The organism is Shewanella sp. GD03713 (genome assembly GCF_029843705.1).
Classification (GTDB): Bacteria; Pseudomonadota; Gammaproteobacteria; order Enterobacterales; family Shewanellaceae; genus Shewanella.
Map to the genome: position 1 here is coordinate 2443158 of NZ_JAOCIW010000001.1, position 19566 is coordinate 2462723.

The window sequence follows — 19566 nt, forward strand, 5'->3', positions numbered from 1 at the left end:
AATGACTCATACAATCAACAAACGAATGGCTACGCTTGCGCTGGCCATGGGACTTAGTGCGACCTGCTTGGGGGCAGGTAACCTACACGCTGCAGAGAGTGCGAAGGGCGCGGATGAAAACCGCATTACCGCAGCGACCTTTGCGAATCCGTTATTTCGAAATGGGGCCGATCCTTGGCTCGAATACCACAATGGTAACTATTACCTAACGACCACCACCTGGACCTCTGAGCTGGTGATGCGTAAATCGCCCACCATTGCAGGGCTTGCCGATGCGCCGGCCCACAATATTTGGAGCGGCACCGATAAATCCAACTGCTGTAATTTTTGGGCATTTGAATTTCACCCTCTGCAAACTGCGCAGGGATTACGTTGGTACGTGATTTACACCTCGGGCGTGGCTGAAAACTTCGATGGCCAGCGTAACCATATCCTCGAGAGTGAAGGCAGTGACCCTATGGGGCCATACAAGTTTAAGGGCACGCCAATGCCCGACCACTGGAATATCGACGGCAGCTATTTGGAGTATAAAGGCCAGTTATATTTCCTCTGGTCCGAATGGCATGGCCAAGATCAAGTCAACTTGATTGCCAAGATGAGCAACCCTTGGACCGTCGAGGGCGAACATAAGGTGATCACTGCGCCCATTCACGACTGGGAAAAATCAGGCTTAAACGTCAACGAAGGCCCTGAAATCATCCAGCATGAGGGCAGAACCTTCTTAGTTCACTCGGCAAGCTTTTGTAACACTGAGGATTATTCCTTAGCCGTAGTTGAACTCACAGGTGACGATCCTATGGATCCCGCCGCATGGACTAAGTACGACAAGCCTTTCTTTAGCAAAGCCAATGGCGTCTATGGCCCTGGCCATCATGGTTTCTTCAAGTCTCCCGATGGGAAAGAAGATTGGCTCATTTACCATGGCAACTCCTCGGCCTCCGACGGCTGTAGTGGTACCCGAGCGGCACGTGCTCAACCCTTTACATGGGATAACAAAGGCTTGCCTAAATTTGGCGAACCGATGGCGGATAAAAAGCAATTGCCTGTCCCAAGTGGCGAGTTTGGCCCGATAACCACTCAAGTGGAGGGCGTGAAATACCGCATCGTGAGCCGTGAAGTCGGTCAATGCCTAGTGACCAATGCCAAGGGCCAGGTCAGTGTCGGTAAGTGCGAGGATGACAACAGCCAATGGGTAATTGATCCGAGTAACGATGGCCTGTATCGCTTTGCTAATGTGGGTCAGGGAACCTTTTTAACTCAAGCTCAGTGCCAAGATGAGTCTTCAACGGCACTGAATACTGCGCCTTGGGTCGCCTCCCGTTGTCAGCGTTGGTCGGTGGATTCGACCCGTGAAGGCTGGTTCCGTTTCGCAAACGATCGCTCTATCGGCAATCTGCAGGCGAAAAACTGCAGTAAAAAGGCCGGCGCAGAGGTGATTGCGGGGGAAAACCGTGTCAGTGAATGCACCGATTGGCGGATTGAGCCTGTCTCAACATTTGCCATAGTCAACGCCCATAGCGGCCGAGTGGTCAGTGCCGAACAATGTCAGCTTAAACCTAATGCCAATGTAGCTCAGTTTGAATACACCGGCGATGCCTGTCAGCAGTGGCAAGCAATGCCGACAACGGATGGATTTTACCGTCTGCAATCCATCCAACTTTCAAACAACAAGGCGCAACAATGCCTTGTGACCAACGAAGGTAATCTGGAGCTAGGGGCTTGTAATGCAATCGATAGCGAGTTCCGTAGCGAGCTGATACCCAATGGCTCATTAAGGCTAGTGTCTCGCAAGGGCGGTTCGTCCATGAAAGTGGCCAATGGTTCCTATGCCAATGGCGATAACATAGTGGAAGACGTGTGGAAAAACACCATTTCACAACAGTTCTATTTTAGAGAGGTGAAATAATTCATCCCTCTAAATAACTGAGCATCACCACGGCGGTGGCTAAACGCGTGCTTGTAATGTCGTTTAAGTTGAGGTCGCTTAACGGCATCTTGGTTGAGCCTTGTTTGCTCGGCACCAGAGCAGTAGTTGTGTATGCAGCTGCTGCTCTTTTTTATTCAGGCTCTCTTATCCCAAGTTTTATCCCACTAAGGCCTGCCACAATAAACGTATCGCCAGCAGTGTCAGCACCCAATTAAAGGCGACGCCGAAATGTTTATCCGTCACCCGCGCTAACATCTTAAAGCCAAGCCAGGTTCCCAAGGCGCCGCTTAAGATCATGCAAAGTAGCAGCGGCCACCACGGCAGGAGAGGAATATCCAGCCCCTCAAAAACGATAATTTTGACGCCATGTTGCAACGACATCGCCATCGCAAAGGTCGCGACAGTGCGAAAACGGTCAACGTCTAATTGTTTGATAAAGGCCGCCACTAAGGGACCTGTCGCGCCGACAAATAACGAGATAAAGGTTGTTACCGCACCAGCGATTATCGTCCCAGCTGTTCCCAGCACCACACGGGGAATTTTCGGTCCCCAGCAGGAGTACAAAATAAACAGGGCGATGGTGAGGTACATGACCTTTGGCGGCAATGCGACTAACACTAAGCTCCCCAAGGCGGCGCCAACGAGCGCGCCGGGTAAGAAACGACTGATAAGCCACCACTGCACATGCTGCCAACCTAATAGTGCGCGGCCCAGATTCGAGCCCAATTGCACCACACCGTGGAGGGGAATAATTACTTGAGGCGGAAGGACTTGCGCCATCACGCCTAATAACATTACGCCACCACCAATCCCGAAGCAGGCAGTAAAAAACGAAGTAAACGCCGCAGTAATAGTCAGCAGGGCAAAAATATCGATAGGGAGCAGCGTAAAGTCGAACCAAGCGGTATGCATAGTCAATATTCAAGGAAGAAAAGAAATATAAACTAGCAAAGCATGGGCTCAGACAAAAGCAATTTGATGAATAAGCATTAGAAATATCGAGTAAAGATCTTGCCATTTGCCTGATATAAAAAGAAAAAGCTAATCCACAGGATTAGCTTTTTCGGTTTTAAACAACAGTAGTCAATTAGAAGGAGTATCGCGCACCTAATGCAAAAGTGCGGGTGTAGATACTGTTCGTGCGGTTATAGAGTACTGAGTCCTCATAGTATTCTTGATACACATCATCAAGAATATTTGTCGCATCGAAGGTTAATACAAACTCATCACTGATGTTGTAGCTGAACTGGAAGTCAAGTGACTGCTCAGGTTTACGATAGATACCGCGTGGCATTGCAAAGCTACCTGCATCATACGCACTTAAGAATTTATCACGCCAAGTGTATGATAAACGCGCGCTGTAATCGTCTTTATCGTAAATCAATACCGCACTCATAGAAGTATCAGACACACCGAATAGTTCACGAGTTGTCGTACCAATTTGCTCACCATTCTCAGAGTCAAACTCAGGAATGTCTTGGCTTGAATCTAAGAAGGTTGCACTCACTTGAGTACCTAAACCATCTAGGTAACTAGGCATATTCTCTGGGAAATACACTGCACCTAATTCATAACCCGTTAACTTACCGTTTGAAGCGTTTTCTGGACGGCTTAAGATATATTTTTTGGTTTCGCCGTCAACTTCACGGGTAATAGTAGAAGAAGAGTTAAATACGAAACCTTCAATATCACGACGGAAATAAGTACCGAATATGGAAGATCCTTCACCAAAGTAATATTCCAATGAGAAATCATAGTTTTGTGAAGTAGTTGGTTCTAACTTAGAGTTACCACTTGAAGCTTGACCGAACCCAAGTTTTGTTAAGTCCTCTGTATAGGAAATCGCAGTGGTTAAATCGCCAAAGGCGGGACGACGAATCGTTTCAGTGTAGGCAAAACGTGCAACCAGGTCGTCAGTTAACCAGAAGCGTACCATTAAGCTTGGTAATAACTCCGCACTTCCATTGGTATCTGTGTCATGAACGAGATAGTATCGAATGTCATCAACAACATCCTCTTCAGCATATTTTTTGCGTTCCCAAAAATCCATATCAGCATCGGCTTTCTCGTAACGCAGGCCAATTTGACCATCAACTTGCTTACCCCATAACTCGGTTTCAAAATCACTTTGGATGTATGCAGCATATGATTTTTCGGTGATATCATAGTTGGTGTACATGGCAAGGGCTTGCTCATCGGCGTTATACATAGCTTCAATGGCTGAGCGGTTAGCATATAAATAATTACCATCGGCAATCGCCCAACTGGTTGGCACATTAGCACGGCCATCAAAGAAGCCGGAGGTTACTGTGAACATGTTAGGGTCAAGATCGCTAAACAACACGTTGGTGTTTAAAGAACCGGCATCGTAAAGTCCGTGTTTGGCACCACGTTGTTCTGCACGAACACCAAATTTCATCTTAGTAAATATGCCGTAGTCGAGGAAATAGTCACCATCGAATGTCCAAGTAACTGAATCACCTTCGTCCTTTGCGCCACTATCGTATAATTGAGCCGTTTGCCATAGCGCCAGTTGAGTTAAATCAGACTCATCAATAGTCGTGTCTGGATTATCTAAATAAACCCAGCTAGGTACACCACCGCTTTTGTCGTTATAGTCAACATCAACACCATAGAAAGTTTTAGTACTATTCGCGCTTACACCGCGCATCGCCAGAAATTGTGATTCATAGGTACTGGTTTGATAGACCACTTCTGACTTTAAGGTCAAATTATCAAAGTCCCACTTACCTCCTAAGGCAAATACATAACTATCTGTTTTGTTATGGCTATGATCTGAACTGCTAAATCCGTCAACGTTATAGGAAGTTCGCGATTTTACCACGTTGGTACCATCATAAACTTCAATACCTTCTTGAATCACTTGGCTCCAGTTAGCAGATGAATCAACGTTACTAAAGAGCATAGAGTTGAAGTTATCATTACGATAACCGTTATAGAATGCTTCAAAAAGATATTCGGAAGTGTCAGTTGGCGCCCATTGCAATGATAGGTTCAGTGCTGGACGTTCACGCTCACCGTTATTCATATTTTGGAATACGGCGTCGCGCATGAGCAGATATTCTTGACCGTTGATTAAGGCACCTTCACTGGTATCTAAACCATGGGCTAGGCCACGCTTCCAATAAGCATCAGGGATTTGGACACCAGTTTCAGCGTAATAGGGCATTGATGCGCCAGGTGCAACCACTTGGTCATTATAGTTGGTGCGGATATAGGAGACGTTAACTAATGCGCCGACTTCACCAATGCTGGTATCCCAGCGGTCGCTAATTAAGGCGCTGAAATTGGGATCGATAGTGTCAGGCTGATCAGAGTAAATCCCTTTGGCTGCTACCGAAATTTTTTCTTCTTGGAAATCAAAAGGTCTATGGGTACGAATGTCAATTTGACCTGCGATACCGCTGGCGACTTGAGAAGACGAACGGGTTTTAAAGACTTCAACACTGCCGAGTAATGCCGCTGGTACGTCAGCAATCGCAACTTCACGTCCTGCTGCAGTAAAAACTTGACGGCCGTTAACTGTAGTGGTCACGTCGGTTAAACCACGAATACTCACGGTATTGGCTTCACCTGAAGCACGGTCAGTGACTTGGACACCCGTAACTCGTTGCAAGGCTTCAACCACGTTATTATCTGGGAATTTACCGATATCTTCAGCAATAATGGCATCGACAACTTGAATGTTTTGGCGTTTAAGTTCTACCGCTTTATTTAAACTACCGCGGATCCCCTGAACCTGAATGATCTCCATCTCTTCGTTATTTTGCGCTTTACCGCCAGAAGAGGGCTGTGCCGTTTCTTCCGCCTGAGGCGATTGTGTCGCTTCATTTTCTGCCGCATACGTCGCTTGACTAGCAAGAGCAAGCAGAATAGCACTTGCCAAATAAGTCTGTTTAAACATCTAGTTAATCTCCGGTAGTTTTATTATTTGACCCGGTAGCCTAAGACACCATCTGACGTCCCGGTCTTTTTTATTCCACTTCAGAGTCACGGACATCCCCACAGTGTCCCTGAAAATTTAGAATTTTGTTGCCTATTTTGTAGCGTATAGTGCGCCGCGTTAAGTCAATTACGCTCCAACGGGCGAGGTTAAGAATTTATCATAACTGTTAAAATCATATTGTATGACTATATTGCATGTCAACTCACTGTTTGACGCAATAGGAAAGCAAGATCACATTTCGTTAAAATGCGGAAAAAGGGATGAATTACGGTTATCTATTTGAAATAAAATGAATTAACTGAAGATAATGATGGCTTAATGGTGAAAACACGACCTGAGTTGACTAGGCACAACAGACCCAACAAGCTGACCTTAACGTCAAATGTTTTGCAAAATCTCACAAATCTCTGTCACAAGATATTTACTTCTATCCCCAGAATGCTAATGTAATTTTAGTGTTACAGTAGTATTGTATTACTTTTGGATTTAGTACATTGATAAACGCTAACCTAATTATCAAACACAACAATAAAAGGAACGACGCTCATGGTGCTTAAACGCTCATTCGTGTCAGCAAGCTTGATCATGGCACTAGCCTCCTGTGGTGGGGACGACAGCAGCTACAGTGCAGACGACACAAATACCTTTACACTTCCCCCTCCTATGACATCGGCAGATCCGACAGTGGCAGGTGAGGTGAGCTACAAAAACGCAGTAGTTCATGATCCTTCCATCATTAAAGATACCGATGGCACTTATTATGTTTTCGGCTCCCATTTGGCGGTAGCCAGTTCTACGGATTTAATGAACTGGACACAAATTGCCTCAGATGGTGTACCCGAGAGCAGCCTGTTCAATACCTATGAGTCAGAAATCGCGGAAGGCACCGCATGGACGGGTGGCTTTGTTGGCTCGTGGGCACCGGATGTGATAAAGCTTGCCGACGGTAAGTACCATTTCTATTACGACTTCTGTGGCGGCCCAGATAAGATTGATTGCGTATCGCGCTCCTATTTGGGGATGGCCACCTCTGACAATATTTTAGGCCCTTATGTTAACCAAGGCTTGATCCTGAAATCAGGTCAAGAGGGGGCTGAAAACCCTGGCGCAAACGGTCAAATTTACGATGGCTTTGTCGACCCTAACGCTATCGATCCAGCCGTGTTTTACGATAAAGATGGTGGCCTGTGGATGACCTATGGTTCCTATTCCGGCGGGATCTGGGTGATGCAGTTAGATCCTGCAACGGGTAAACCGTTAGCGGATCAAGGCTATGGCACTAAGATCATGGGCGGCAACTACAGTGCGATTGAGGGGTCTTATGTTATCTATAGCCCTGAATCCGAATACTATTATATGTTTACCTCCTTTGGTGGCTTCGCCCAAAAAGACGGTTACAACATTCGTATCTCTCGCTCTAAAAATCCTAACGGTCCCTATGTGGATGCTGCGGGTCTGGACATGATTGGCGCAACGGCCGCCGGCAATATCGCTGACTATGGCGTCAAACTGATGGGCGGTTTCCAATTTGTGGCCCACCCAGGTGATGTGGGCCATGATCACGGTTACCTGTCACCCGGCCACAACTCCGCTTTTTATGATGCACAAACGGGCAAATACTTCTTAGTATTCCATACGCGCTTCCCCGATACCGGCGAAGGTCACAGCGTGCGCGTGCATGAGCTATTTCTCAACAGCGATGGTTGGTTAGTTGCCTCACCACAGCGTTATGCACCGATCAACGGCGATAACATTGTCGATGAAATCGATGTCACTGGTGATTATCAATTCATTAATCACGCAAAAGATATCAATACGGCGGCGCACACCTCCCTGCACATTAAGTTATCCCGTACTTGGACCAATAAAGGCAATGTATCTGGCGATGTGACTGGTACTTACCAGCAGGGCGATGACAACCAAATCACCTTAATGCTAGACAATTTAGGCACTTTTGAAGGAGTACTCGCTTGGCAATGGGATCCTGAGCAAAACAAACTCATGCCGACATTTAGCGCCATTTCTAATGATGGGGTAAGTATTTGGGGCGTGAAGCTCACCGATAAAACCACTGAGGAAATTTTAACGGCATCGGCAAACGGCATTAGCCTGCCGACCGAAGCTACCGAAGGTAAAATCGCCTTACCGACACAAGGTACCCGTGGATCAACTATCGAGTGGCAATCGAGCGACGAGTCAGTGATCAGAACCGATGGCACCATTATCCGACCCAACGTTGGCGAGGGCGATAAGGTCGTCACCTTAACCGCGACAATTATGGTCAATGGAAAGAAGGTGACTAAAACCTTCCAAATTACCGTATTTGCCCATAAAACCTATAACCGTATTGCCCACTACAGCTTCGAGAATAACCTCAAGGATTCCCTAGGCTTATTTGGTGATGGTCAACCCACTGGCGATAGGATCTTCAAAGCGGGTGATGCCATTGGTTACGCCACAGGCTTTGAAGGACAAGCCCTCTCATTAGATGGTGCCCACGGGGTGTTACTGCCATCGGGCATTATCTCCAGCTACGAGTACACAGTGTCTTTCTGGGCAAGTCCTGCGGTTATCACAGGATTTACCACGGCATTCTTCGGCGCAGTTAACGAGCAAACCGCTGAAGATGGTAGCAAGTTCTCCAATACTTGGGTCAGCTTGCTGCCACAGGGCTGGGACGGTAATACCATGTTCTGGAGCCATAATATCGATACCAGCGGCAGCTCAGTGCTGGAGACCTGGTTTGATGGTGTCACTGGTGAGCGCATCGCTGAAAACACTTGGTCGCATCTAGCGTTCTCCGTCAATAAAGGGCTCGTTAAAGTCTTTATCAACGGGGTTGAGCGCTTCAGTAGCGGTAACCTTGCCAACTACTATACGGGTGCACAGGGTATTTTCGGTCTTGGTGTTAACTACTGGGATCTGCCATACAACGGCCTTATCGATGAGCTGAAAGTATATGAAGCAGCATTAACAGCTGAAGAAGTCAAAGCCCTCGATATCGACAAGTTAGCCGACAGTGAACTCTTGTCCTCAGCAACGGCCATTCTGGAGCTAGGCGACTTATCGGCGGTGCGTGAAAATATCGAACTGCCAGTAACGGGTCCTTATGCTTCGGCCATTTCATGGGAATCTTCAGATCCAACGACTATTGATACTCATGGTGGCGTAACGCAACCTGTTCGTGGTGAAGAAGATAAGGTTGTCACCTTAACGGCGACCTTAAAACTGGGTAATGCGACCCAAACCAAAGTCTTCACCGCCACCGTTAAAGCTAAAAATCCGCCAACACCGGTCGCAGTCTACAGCTTTGAAGACAATCTTAACGACAGTACCGCTAACTTCGGCGCGGGCACTGTAGTGGGTAACCTGATTGGCGTTGAAGGCGGTAAAATCAGCTATGTGGATGGCGCGGTAGGCAAGGCGGCGGTCTTTGATGGTGCCTCTGGTATTGTATTGCCGAATAACCTTATCAAAGACTACACCTACTCAGTGTCAATGTGGCTCAACCCTGAGCAGCTGAATAAGTACACTACAGCCTTGTTTGGTTATGCGACTGATTCTAGCTGGACCAGCGTCTTACCAGGCGGTCAAAATGATTATGAGCGCATGGTGTTATGGTCAGGCACAGCATGGTACGACGGTAGAACCGGTTTTGTGATGCCAAAATCCCAATGGACGCATCTGGCGTACACTGTGAATGGCGGCGATGTGAAGGTCTATATCAATGGTGAATTGAAGTTTACCGGCGCGAACTTCCCGAACATCTTCTCAGTACCGACCACTAAGTTTGCGGTCGGGGTCAACTTCTGGGATACGCCTTTCAAAGGGGCAATCGATGAAATCAAGTTCTATGACGAAGCGATTACTGAACAAGATGTAGCTGATTTATTTGGTGAATCTAATCAATAATCGAGATTAGCTGTCTATACTGAAAGCACCCATTCGGGTGCTTTTTTATTGTTTGCAGCATGGTAATTGAATTCTGGTTATCCGTGACTAAGGAATCTAATGACTGTTTTTCGTCTATTTACGCTGACAACGCTCACCATGTTTGCCTTTGCCTGTAACTCGATACTTTGCCGGCTCGCGTTAAAGGATGGCAGTATCGATGCGGGCAGCTTTACCCTGATCCGGTTGTTATCGGGTGCCATCATGCTCTGGCTATTAAGCCTTAACAAACCTGCGCTGGAGGCCAAGGGACATTGGGGCTCAGCCTTGGCATTGTTTGTCTACGCAGCCGGATTTTCCTACGCCTATATCAATATGACGGCCTCAATGGGGGCGCTGTTACTCTTTGGCGCCGTACAAGCCACCATGATTGGCTATGGGCTGTACCGAAAAGAAATCTTTAATACCAGACAATGGCTTGGATTGGCCTGCGCCGCTGCCGGTTTGATTTTTCTGCTGTTACCTGGGCTGTCGGCGCCGCCACTAATGAGTTCATTGCTGATGATAAGCGCTGGGGTCGCTTGGGGGATTTATTCGATTAAGGGTAAGGGAGCCAAGCATCCCATTCCTGTCAGTGCAGGCAACTTTATCCGCACTGTGCCGATGGCACTGTTATTACTGTTATTAGTTCGAGACTCCTTAACGGTAAGTCAGATGGGAATTATCTATGCGTTAGCCTCGGGGGTCATCGCTTCAGGCTTAGGTTATGCGATTTGGTATTCCATTTTACCTTTATTGTCATCCACCTACGCCGCCACTGTACAGTTGAGTGTGCCGTTAATTGCCGCCGTTGGCGGAGTGCTATTGCTGGGTGAATCCCTAAGCCTTCGATTACTGTTAGCCTCCTGTGCCATCCTCGGTGGCATTGCACTGGTTGTCCTCAGCAAATCTGCACCACAAAATAAAAGCTAAATAGAAAGAAACGTTTATCTTTTCCTTTTGCCCTTGCGTCTGCCAACGCCTTGTTTAAGAATAAGGCCATTCTGGGTAAAAGGACGTCTTGAGTAAATCATGCAAACGGTCACGGTTGGCGATCTGTTGATGACAATCCCTGTGGGCAACCGCCTTGGTGAAGGTGTGCTATGGGATGAGTTACACCAATCTATTTGGTGGACCGACATTTTATCCTCTGTGATTTATCGTTTTCATCTCGCGAGCCGCTCCTTAGAGACTTTCCCCATGCCGCACCGCGTCGGCTCCTTTGGCCTCACGGCAAAGCATACAACACTTATCGTCGCATTCGATATCGGTATTGCAATCTATGATATTGAAGATCAAAGCCTGACATGGTTGGCACAGCCAGAATCTCATTTTGCTGGCAATCGCTTTAATGATGGTCGTATCGATAGGCAAGGGCGTTTTTGGGCGGGCACTATGGTTGAGCAGCGCGATACTTTGCAACAAACCGCAGCCCTGTATTGTCTAGATGAGAAAGGGCATTGCCACCAACACCTTACAAATCTCGAAATCTCCAACGGCCTGTGCTGGAGCGTGGATGGGCGAACGCTCTACCATGCTGATTCGCCAAAACACCAAATCTATCAATATGATTTTGATATTGAGCAGGGGTTATTGAGTCGTAAGCGCCTCTTTGCGAGCACGAGCCATCATATTTTCCCTGATGGTTCAGATGTCGATGCGGCGGGTTATCTCTGGAATGCCCAGTGGGGCGGTGGCCAGGTGGTGCGCTATCGTCCCGATGGTGAAGTCGATCTTATTCTCAAATTGCCCGTTACCCACCCAACCAGCATTGCTTTTGGCGGCGAAAAGCGTGATTTACTGATAGTCACCAGTGCCAAACACTCACTTGACGCATCGCAATTAGACCAAGAGCCGCAAGCTGGCGATGTGTTTATCTACCCATTACAGGGTATTTATGGTGTAAACAGCCCTCGTTTTTGCGGGCAGCTATAAGTTTAGATCAGCGTTTTTAGCGTAAATATTGTTATCACAGCCACTCACCAATCCCTTAGACAAAAACGATTTACCGTAATTTCAGGTAAAATCACCCTTTGTTGCCCCAATCATTTACCTTAAATTGTGATCTTGCTCAAAAAGCAGCTAATCGGTATTTTCACTCATAATCTGAGCAACTGGCGCCACTTTTGTGACGCGCATCAACAATAAGATTTACGCCCATCGGAAATTGGTACAAAGTGGACAAAATGGCTAATCAAAATGTCCATATCAATAAAAGCATTTAATTCTCTATATTGACGTAAATAAAACGCACAAACCTAATTACCTCATTGAAAACCCTTTAATTTAGATATTTACTCTATTGAAAGCTTAGTGTGATTTTGATCACCTGTCGGAAATTGTCATTATTGGTCACTTTTTTATACTCGCACCATGAGTGGGGTTAAGTTCTCTACTCAAGCATGCAGCGTATTCGCTGCAACTTGTGAGCACATAAAAGAGAGTGTGTGAAATGACAATGAATAGACGACAGTTTTTTAAACTCTGTGCTGTAGGAGCCGCGACTTCTGCTATTTCTGCACTGGGGTTAATGTCCGAAAAGGCATTTGCATCCGTCAGAGGTTTTAAATTGCTACGCGCAAAAGAGACGCGTAACAATTGTTGCTACTGCTCTGTGGGTTGTGGGTTGTTGATGTACAGCCAAAGCAGTAATGGGAAAAATGCGGAGCAGAGCATTTTTCATATCGAGGGCGATGCCGATAATCCGATTAACCGCGGCGCCCTGTGTCCAAAAGGGGCAGGACTGGTTGACTATGTGAACAGTCCGCACCGTTTAAAATATCCCGAAGTGCGTTTACCTGGTTCGGATAAATGGCAGCGCATTAGCTGGGATGAGGCTTTTAAGCGAATCGCAAGACTTATCAAAGACGAGCGCGATGCTAACCTGGTTGAGAAAAATGCCCAGGGTCAAACCGTTAACCGCTTAGTCAGCCTAGGGATGATGACATCATCGGCCCAAGCAAACGAAGGCTGCTACATCACTCATAAGTTCGGCCGTGCCATTGGTATGTTAGGCATAGATAACATAGCCCGCGTTTGTCACGCCCCAACACCGGCCGCGATGGCGCCCACCTTTGGCCGTGGTGCTATGACTAACCACTGGGCAGATATGAAAAATACCGATCTGGCCATTGTGATGGGCGGTAACGCTGCCGAAGCGCATCCCGTCGGCTTTGGTTGGGTGACAGAAGCGATGGAGCATAACAACGCCAAGTTGATTGTGGTCGATCCGCGCTTTAACCGCAGTGCTGCCGTCGCCGATTTATATGCGCCTATTCGTTCAGGCACCGATATCGCCTTCCTGCTCGGCATGATCCGCTACCTGCTCGAAACCCAGCAAATCAACCTTAATTATGTCAAAGCCTATACCAACGCTTCGTTTATCGTGCGGGAAGACTTTGAATTTAATGACGGTTTATTCAGTGGCTACGATGAGGCTAACCATAAATACGACCAATCCACTTGGTTCTATGAGTTAGATGAAGAGGGCTACGCAAAAGTTGACCCAAGCTTAAGCCATCCTCGCTGCGTGATTAACCTGCTGAAAAAACACGTCGATCGCTACGATCCTGACACGGTTTCTAGCATCACAGGTACGCCTAAAGAAGCCTATCTTGAAGTGTGTCAGCAAATTGGGGCGACCCATGTTGACCATAAAGCTGCCACCTTCCTGTATGCCCTCGGTTGGACACAGCACAGCGTTGGCGCGCAAAACATCCGTACCATGGCGATGATCCAATTGCTGCTTGGTAATATGGGGATCATGGGCGGCGGCGTGAATGCGCTGCGCGGTCACTCAAACGTACAAGGCGCGACGGACTTAGGTTTATTGTGCCAAGGATTACCTGGCTACCTAAAACTGCCACAAGATAAAGATGTTGATTTACAGAACTATTTAGCCCATTACACCCCTAAAGCCTTAAGACCAAACCAAACCAACTATTGGCACAATTACCCAGCCTTTACCGTGTCGTTGTTAAAAGCCTTCTTCGGTGAACATGCAACGGCAGAGAATGATTATGGTTATGACTGGCTGCCAAAATGGGACCAACAGTACGATATCAACAAGCAAATCGACATGATGGTTCACGGTGAGGTTAACGGCTACTTTATCCAAGGCATCAACGCGCTTAACTCCCAGCCCGATAAGCAAAAAGTGTCTAAGGGCTTATCGAATCTGAAGTTCTTAGTGGTGCTGGATGCGCTCGCAAACGAAACATCGAGCTTCTGGCGCAATGCGGGTCAATTCAACGATGTTGATACCGCCAGTATTCAAACCGAAGTCTTCCGCTTACCAACTACATGTTTTGCTGAGGAAAGTGGTTCAATTGCTAACTCGAGCCGCTGGTTACAATGGCACTTTAAGGGCGCTAACCCTCCCGGTGAAGCCTTGTCTGATCCTGCGATCCTTTCTGGCATCATGCTGGAATTAAAACGTTTATACCGTGAAGAGGGCGGCCGTTTACCTGCGCCTATCGAAGCCATTAAATGGGACTATGCGATTGAGCATGAACCAAGTTCAGAGGAAATCGCGCGGGAGATGAACGGTTATGATCTCACGACCGGTAAGCTGCTCAATGGTTTCTCCGAATTAAAATCCGATGGCTCAACCTCATGCGGTATTTGGGTTTACTCAGGCATGTGGACTGAAGCGGGCAACTTGATGGCGCGCCGCGATAATAGCGATCCATCCGGCAAAGGTATTACCCCGAATTGGTCATTTGCATGGCCTGCAAACCGCCGCATCTTGTACAACCGCGCATCATGCGACGTGCAAGGTAAGCCGCGCGATCCAAGCCGTGTGCTGCTCGAGTATAAGGACAACAAGTGGCAGGGCATTGATGTGCCAGACTTTAATGCCAAATTGAATGCCGAAGAATCGGCCCATCCTTTCATCATGCAAGCCGATGGCGTTGGCCACTTATTTGCGCTGCGTGACTTAAAAGATGGCCCATTCCCAGAGCATTATGAACCGTTTGAATCACCACTGGCGAGTAATCCGCTGCATCCTAAGGTCACCAATAACCCGGTGGCACGGATGTTCAAAGGCTTACGTGAAAGCTTTGGTACCAATGAAGAATTCCCCTATGTTGGCACCACTTACTCAATGACGGAACACTTCAACAACTGGACCACACATTGCCACCTTGCTGCGATTACCCAGCCACAGCACTTTATCGAAATCGATGAAACCTTGGCGGCGGAAAAGGGCATCAATAACGGTGATTGGGTCAAGGTGAGCTCTAAGCGCTCGCATATTGTCACTAAGGCCTATGTCACTAAACGACTCCAACCCATGATGGTTCAGGGCAAAAAAGTTCACACCATAGGTATTCCACGCCATGGCAGTTATGAGGCCTTGACGCAGAAGAGTTATATCGTCAACGAGCTGACTTCATCTGTGGGCGATGCCAATACCCAAACCCCTGAATATAAAGCATTCCTTGTGAATATTGCCAAAGCGGAGGGCTTCTAATTATGGCTTCTCAAGATATTATCCGCATCTCAGGCACCACGGATATCACCCCAGCGTCCCAGGCGCGCATTGGTGCGGTCCAGCAGGTGACTAAGCTGTTTGATGCGACTAAATGTACCGGCTGTAAAGCGTGTCAGGTTGCCTGCTCCGAATGGAATGACCTTCGTGAAGATGTCGGCACTTTTCAAGGCAGTTACCAGAACCCAATGACACTGTCTCCGGAGAGCTGGAACATAATGCAGTATCACGAAGTGATGGATAACAATAAGTTGCGTTGGCAATTTACCCACACTGCCTGTATGCACTGCGCTGATCCAGCCTGCTTAAAAGCTTGTTCTACCAGCGGCGCGATTGTGCAACATGCCAATGGCACAGTGGATTTTGACTCGAACAAGTGTATTGGCTGTGGTTATTGCGCCAGTGCCTGTCCTTTCAATGTGCCCAAGATCAGTGCCAAAGATAACAAAGCCTATAAGTGCACCCTGTGCTCCGATAGGCTCGCCGTTGGCCTCGAGCCTTCCTGTGTTAAAACCTGCACCGTGGGAGCGCTGCGTTTTGGCACCCGTGAAGACATGTTGTTCTATGCAGAAAAACGCGTCGAGCAGTTAAAGGAACGCGGTTTTACCAAGGCGGGACTCTATAACCCCGAAGGGGTTGGTGGTACGCATATGATGATGATCCTCCACGACATCACGCAACCCGAAAGCTATGGTATGCCCAAGGATCCGCAAATCCCCGCCGCCACCGAGTGGCGTCAAGATTGGCTTAAACCTTTAGGCACCGCAGGCTTACTCGCAACGGCGGCATTCGCCCTGATGCACCGCATTGCAGTAGGGCGCAACATCGTCGAGGAAGATCAGCCAGGTTACATTGATGCCGGTGTCAAAGAGGAGGAAAAGCTATGAATCATAAAGAAATGATTGTCCGCCATAAGCTCGTAGATCGCCTGTGCCACTGGACCATAGTCTTTGTTGGCATAGTGACCTTTCTAACGGGGTTCTCGTTTTTTTATCCCTCGTTCCAGTGGCTCAGTGGCATTGTTGGCACACCACAACTGGCAAAAGTGATGCATCCATTCTTCGGGATCGCCATGTGTCTGCTGCTGGCGGTGATGTTGATCCGCTACTACCAGCACAATAAGTGGAATAAATACGATTTGCCTTGGATGAAAGCCGTGGTGTGGGTGTTACTGCAGAAAGAAGAGAACATTCCGCCCGTGGGCCATTACAACCCAGGTCAGAAAATGTTATTCCGCGCCTTTGTGGTTTTTGTGCTGGCGTTTCTCATCAGCGGCATCATGATGTGGCAGCCTTATTTTGCGCCCATGTTCTCGGCAGAAGCCGTCAATTGGGCCACCTTAGTCCACTCGGCTTGCGGCGTGTTAATGCTGCTCTCCCTCGTGGTGCATGTGTGGATGGCCTGCTGGATTGAAGGCTCTATCACTGGGATGCTCTACGGCAAAGTCTCTAAGGCTTGGGCCCGTAAGCACCATCCAGCTATGTTAGAAGAACACGAGGAAAAATAGCAATGAAGATGGCCAGCGATATCCCGTTAAGTTTTGTTGATAAGTCACCCTTAGCATTAAAACCGCTAAAAGCGGCAGATCCTGAGAAAATTTATCAACATAGAGCACGTCGTTTAGCCCAATTAGCGCAGGATTCTCCGCTGGCGGATTATCTTAAGCTTTGCCAAATCCTTGTGTCGACGCAGCAAAAACTGGCTGCAACGGAAATGGGCCCAGCGCCAAAGATTGACCCTGAGGTCCAATTTCCGCTGTCAGTGAGTCAAACTGCTAAGGCCCAAGCTTGGTTACAGCCATTGCAAGCACTGCTGACGGAGTTGGTATCTCAAGTACCTGCGCATTTAGTGCCAGTAATACAAGAGCTACAACAGCAGTCACCAGCTCAATTGCTAGAGTGGGGCAATCAACTAAGGCAAGGGCAGTTTAGTGCCGTACCCGCACAGTTCAGCTTATTTATCTGGGCGGGTTTGTCACTGTATTGGTCCCATTGGGCGCCCATGGTGATTGCACGTATGGATGTCAATCGGGTTAAGCAATCCAGCTTATGCCCTGTGTGCGGCAGTCATCCGGTCGCCAGCATGATTGTCGATAAACCCCGCGAAGGGCTGCGTTATCTGCATTGCAGTCTGTGCGAAACTGAGTGGCATTATGTGCGTGCCCATTGTACTTGCTGCGAACAATCTCGGGAGATGTCCATTTGGTCCTTTGACGATCATAAAGCCAACGTGCGAATTGAGAGCTGTGAGACGTGTAAGGGATACACTAAGATGTTGTTTACCAACCGTTTGCCATTGTTAGATGCGGCTGCGGATGATATCGCAACGCTGGGATTGGATGCCGAGCTCAATGCAAAGGGCTATGGTGCGACAACGGTAAATCCGCTGTTACTTGCACATGAGGCCTAACCAATAAAAAAGGATTGAATAAACAAGGCCATGGATGGCCTTTGCTAAACATGTTCCATTCGGTCACCACTTAAGTTGTGACCGAATGGTCATCAACTATGATATTAAACTCACTCACAGATAAAGTCAGAGTGGGGCGGTTATCAGGCTTTTTGGCATACGCTGTATCAATTCGAATACCCCTTCGCATTATCTCTAACACAGCACGGCCCCTTCATTTTATATCCACATTATCAAGACATTAATGGTTATAAAAACCATTTGTAAAGCCTAGATGAAACAATATTGGATTTTGCGGAGCTGAGTTTAAACTGCTTTATTTATAATTACTTAGCTAAATATAGTGGTTTTATTGTGTTAAGATTACACTCGGCATTACAAAGTTTTTCTCCACAAAGCGAACCAAGCAGCTTCAATCATTCCATAAAAAACTTAAGTCGCTCAAAACCCATTTGTCTGAACCTAGAAACCCAGCGGCAAACAACAATGCCGTTATTCGCCTTAAAATCGAATCTAACTTGGACTGCGAGCGTGGAATCGAAATTATCATTCGAGCCAACAGACTTCTTTATGTGGGTAGGTTTAACAGCATTGAACCGTAATGCTCTGGGAATTGAGATAATTTAGGCGTATTGCACAATTTACTTAAAGACAATTCCACTGATAAAGGGATTACATTGCGGTATCTGAGTATTGTGAACTTTGCGCCAAGAGATAGACTCGATTAAACAATGCGATTTAGCGAGGTAAATCAACACACTCATTAATAGCGCATGAAGCGAGTCCATCCAAACATATCGCTAAATCATCAATCCTTGTTAATCACAATCCTTTAGTCACATTCTTGCGCTACGTGAAATCTGCATAACTTGCAGGGCAATCCTAGCCAAATATTCACGTAGAAACGCCTTACTTAAATCCAATAAGCGCATCCTTAGTCTGATGATTGAAAATCAACGGTGAGTGTTAAAACGAGGGATTCTTAACCCTGAAGTCAGTGACTAGTGAGAGGGATTAATGAAACTCTGTCATTTGCATATGGAAGGTAATCAACCATGTTCACCTATATGGCGTTTAACATAATATACATTGTGCGCAGTTTTGTGTGGGAGGGATTTGGGATGCCGATAACGTCACTTATCGGCATTGACTGATGCTTAGCGGTGTCTAAATGGTTCTTCTGGTGTGACTCTGCGTAATTCGCCTTGGCAATGTGGGCACTGGATAAAGATGCTATCAAAATCATCATACCACCAAGGCTTATTACAGTTATTGCATTGCAGCTCGGGTTTGTCTTGGCGCTCAACCATGCTGTAGCCGCCAGCATATGGGATTATTTGCATGATGCAGTGTCCTTAAGTTGTTCTAGCGTGTCGTCCAGTTCGCCAAGCAACACACAGGATTTGGCGACTAATTGCAACTGAGCTTCTTCAGGCGCTAAACCTTTCAGTAAAAACTCGTTGATGGCCTGTATATCATTACGCAACTGGATTGCATTATTGATGAGTGATTCTTCCATGATGTTGAACCTCAATTAGTAGCTAGTTTTGGCTTGAGTTACGGCTTTAACTGGCGTGATTTTCAACCCGAACCGTTTAAGTTCAAGGCCGCCAAAGTTGTTAATCACAAAGCTGGAACTATCGATTTGATATTCACCGGCTGGATGCACATTGGCAGGACTTTCGACTTGCAGCTTCATTTGAACGGGAAATTTTCCGCCTAAATGCGCGTACGCAGTTTGCTCGTAAATAGTTCGCCCAGGCTTACCATCCTTAGGCGGCATGTTTCTGGCAACAACGGTAACATCTTCCTGAAATACTTCGATTTTTAACATGGTTA

The 19566-nt window shown here is 47.2% G+C and carries 13 protein-coding genes; 8 read left to right on the plus strand and 5 right to left on the minus strand.

The window, feature by feature from the left end:
• The first annotated feature begins 1 nt into the window (after position 1).
• The gene (locus N5E87_RS10800) at positions 2 to 1906 is read left to right on the plus strand and encodes a family 43 glycosylhydrolase (protein WP_086904287.1); all 1905 of its coding nucleotides are present in this window, start codon (positions 2 to 4) and stop codon (positions 1904 to 1906) included.
• Between the two features lie 177 nt (positions 1907 to 2083).
• Here the strand turns inward: N5E87_RS10800 and N5E87_RS10805 are convergent, their stop codons facing one another.
• Positions 2084 to 2839, minus strand: a complete 756-nt coding sequence (locus N5E87_RS10805) for a sulfite exporter TauE/SafE family protein (RefSeq protein ID WP_086904288.1) — start codon at positions 2837 to 2839, stop codon at positions 2084 to 2086.
• Between the two features lie 175 nt (positions 2840 to 3014).
• The gene (locus N5E87_RS10810; RefSeq protein WP_086904289.1) at positions 3015 to 5852 is read right to left on the minus strand and encodes a TonB-dependent receptor; all 2838 of its coding nucleotides are present in this window, start codon (positions 5850 to 5852) and stop codon (positions 3015 to 3017) included.
• A 588-nt stretch (positions 5853 to 6440) separates the two neighbouring features.
• Here N5E87_RS10810 and N5E87_RS10815 point away from each other — a divergent pair.
• The 7 genes from N5E87_RS10815 (at position 6441) to fdhE (ending at position 17727) form a co-directional block, all read left to right on the plus strand.
• Entirely contained in the window at positions 6441 to 9806 is a 3366-nt protein-coding gene (locus N5E87_RS10815; RefSeq protein ID WP_086904290.1) for a LamG-like jellyroll fold domain-containing protein, read from the plus strand.
• Positions 9807 to 9905: 99 nt separating this feature from the next.
• On the plus strand, positions 9906 to 10757 hold the full coding sequence (locus N5E87_RS10820; RefSeq protein ID WP_086904291.1) for a DMT family transporter: 852 nt from the start codon (positions 9906 to 9908) through the stop codon (positions 10755 to 10757).
• Positions 10758 to 10856: 99 nt separating this feature from the next.
• Positions 10857 to 11759 (plus strand): SMP-30/gluconolactonase/LRE family protein, encoded by a 903-nt coding sequence (locus N5E87_RS10825; RefSeq protein ID WP_086904292.1) that lies wholly within the window; start codon positions 10857 to 10859, stop codon positions 11757 to 11759.
• Positions 11760 to 12282: 523 nt separating this feature from the next.
• Entirely contained in the window at positions 12283 to 15300 is a 3018-nt protein-coding gene (gene fdnG, locus N5E87_RS10830) for a formate dehydrogenase-N subunit alpha (RefSeq protein ID WP_086904293.1), read from the plus strand.
• A gap of 2 nt (positions 15301 to 15302) precedes the next feature.
• Positions 15303 to 16205 (plus strand): formate dehydrogenase subunit beta, encoded by a 903-nt coding sequence (fdxH, locus tag N5E87_RS10835; RefSeq protein WP_037418575.1) that lies wholly within the window; start codon positions 15303 to 15305, stop codon positions 16203 to 16205.
• The gene (locus N5E87_RS10840; RefSeq protein WP_086904294.1) at positions 16202 to 16825 is read left to right on the plus strand and encodes a formate dehydrogenase subunit gamma; all 624 of its coding nucleotides are present in this window, start codon (positions 16202 to 16204) and stop codon (positions 16823 to 16825) included. The genes fdxH and N5E87_RS10840 overlap by 4 nt, the downstream gene beginning before the upstream one ends.
• Before the next feature lie 2 nt (positions 16826 to 16827).
• Positions 16828 to 17727 carry a formate dehydrogenase accessory protein FdhE gene (gene fdhE / locus N5E87_RS10845; RefSeq protein ID WP_086904295.1) on the plus strand — a complete coding sequence of 300 codons (900 nt, stop codon included), beginning with the start codon at positions 16828 to 16830 and terminating at the stop codon, positions 17725 to 17727.
• 1157 nt (positions 17728 to 18884) lie between these two features.
• On the opposite strand, the gene N5E87_RS10850 is transcribed toward fdhE, so the two are convergent.
• The 3 genes from N5E87_RS10850 to N5E87_RS10860 are packed head-to-tail and all read right to left on the minus strand — an operon-like array spanning position 18885 to position 19561.
• A complete protein-coding gene (locus N5E87_RS10850) occupies positions 18885 to 19070 on the minus strand; it encodes a hypothetical protein (RefSeq protein ID WP_014610579.1) in 186 nt (61 codons plus the stop codon).
• Complete coding sequence (locus tag N5E87_RS10855) at positions 19061 to 19246, minus strand: hypothetical protein (RefSeq protein WP_086904297.1); 186 nt, start codon at positions 19244 to 19246, stop codon at positions 19061 to 19063. The genes N5E87_RS10850 and N5E87_RS10855 overlap by 10 nt, the downstream gene beginning before the upstream one ends.
• A gap of 15 nt (positions 19247 to 19261) precedes the next feature.
• Entirely contained in the window at positions 19262 to 19561 is a 300-nt protein-coding gene (locus N5E87_RS10860) for a single-stranded DNA-binding protein (protein ID WP_086904298.1), read from the minus strand.
• Positions 19562 to 19566: the final 5 nt, after the last annotated feature.

Bases quoted from the DNA above. Each gene is read 5' to 3' on its own strand.
- N5E87_RS10800 (WP_086904287.1), top strand. From the start codon at position 2: ATGACTCATACAATCAACAAACGAATGGCTACGCTTGCGCTGGCCATG.
- N5E87_RS10805 (WP_086904288.1), bottom strand. From the start codon at position 2,839: ATGCATACCGCTTGGTTCGACTTTACGCTGCTCCCTATCGATATTTTT.
- N5E87_RS10810 (WP_086904289.1), bottom strand. From the start codon at position 5,852: ATGTTTAAACAGACTTATTTGGCAAGTGCTATTCTGCTTGCTCTTGCT.
- N5E87_RS10815 (WP_086904290.1), top strand. From the start codon at position 6,441: ATGGTGCTTAAACGCTCATTCGTGTCAGCAAGCTTGATCATGGCACTA.
- N5E87_RS10820 (WP_086904291.1), top strand. From the start codon at position 9,906: ATGACTGTTTTTCGTCTATTTACGCTGACAACGCTCACCATGTTTGCC.
- N5E87_RS10825 (WP_086904292.1), top strand. From the start codon at position 10,857: ATGCAAACGGTCACGGTTGGCGATCTGTTGATGACAATCCCTGTGGGC.
- fdnG (WP_086904293.1), top strand. From the start codon at position 12,283: ATGAATAGACGACAGTTTTTTAAACTCTGTGCTGTAGGAGCCGCGACT.
- fdxH (WP_037418575.1), top strand. From the start codon at position 15,303: ATGGCTTCTCAAGATATTATCCGCATCTCAGGCACCACGGATATCACC.
- N5E87_RS10840 (WP_086904294.1), top strand. From the start codon at position 16,202: ATGAATCATAAAGAAATGATTGTCCGCCATAAGCTCGTAGATCGCCTG.
- fdhE (WP_086904295.1), top strand. From the start codon at position 16,828: ATGAAGATGGCCAGCGATATCCCGTTAAGTTTTGTTGATAAGTCACCC.
- N5E87_RS10850 (WP_014610579.1), bottom strand. From the start codon at position 19,070: ATGCAAATAATCCCATATGCTGGCGGCTACAGCATGGTTGAGCGCCAA.
- N5E87_RS10855 (WP_086904297.1), bottom strand. From the start codon at position 19,246: ATGGAAGAATCACTCATCAATAATGCAATCCAGTTGCGTAATGATATA.
- N5E87_RS10860 (WP_086904298.1), bottom strand. From the start codon at position 19,561: ATGTTAAAAATCGAAGTATTTCAGGAAGATGTTACCGTTGTTGCCAGA.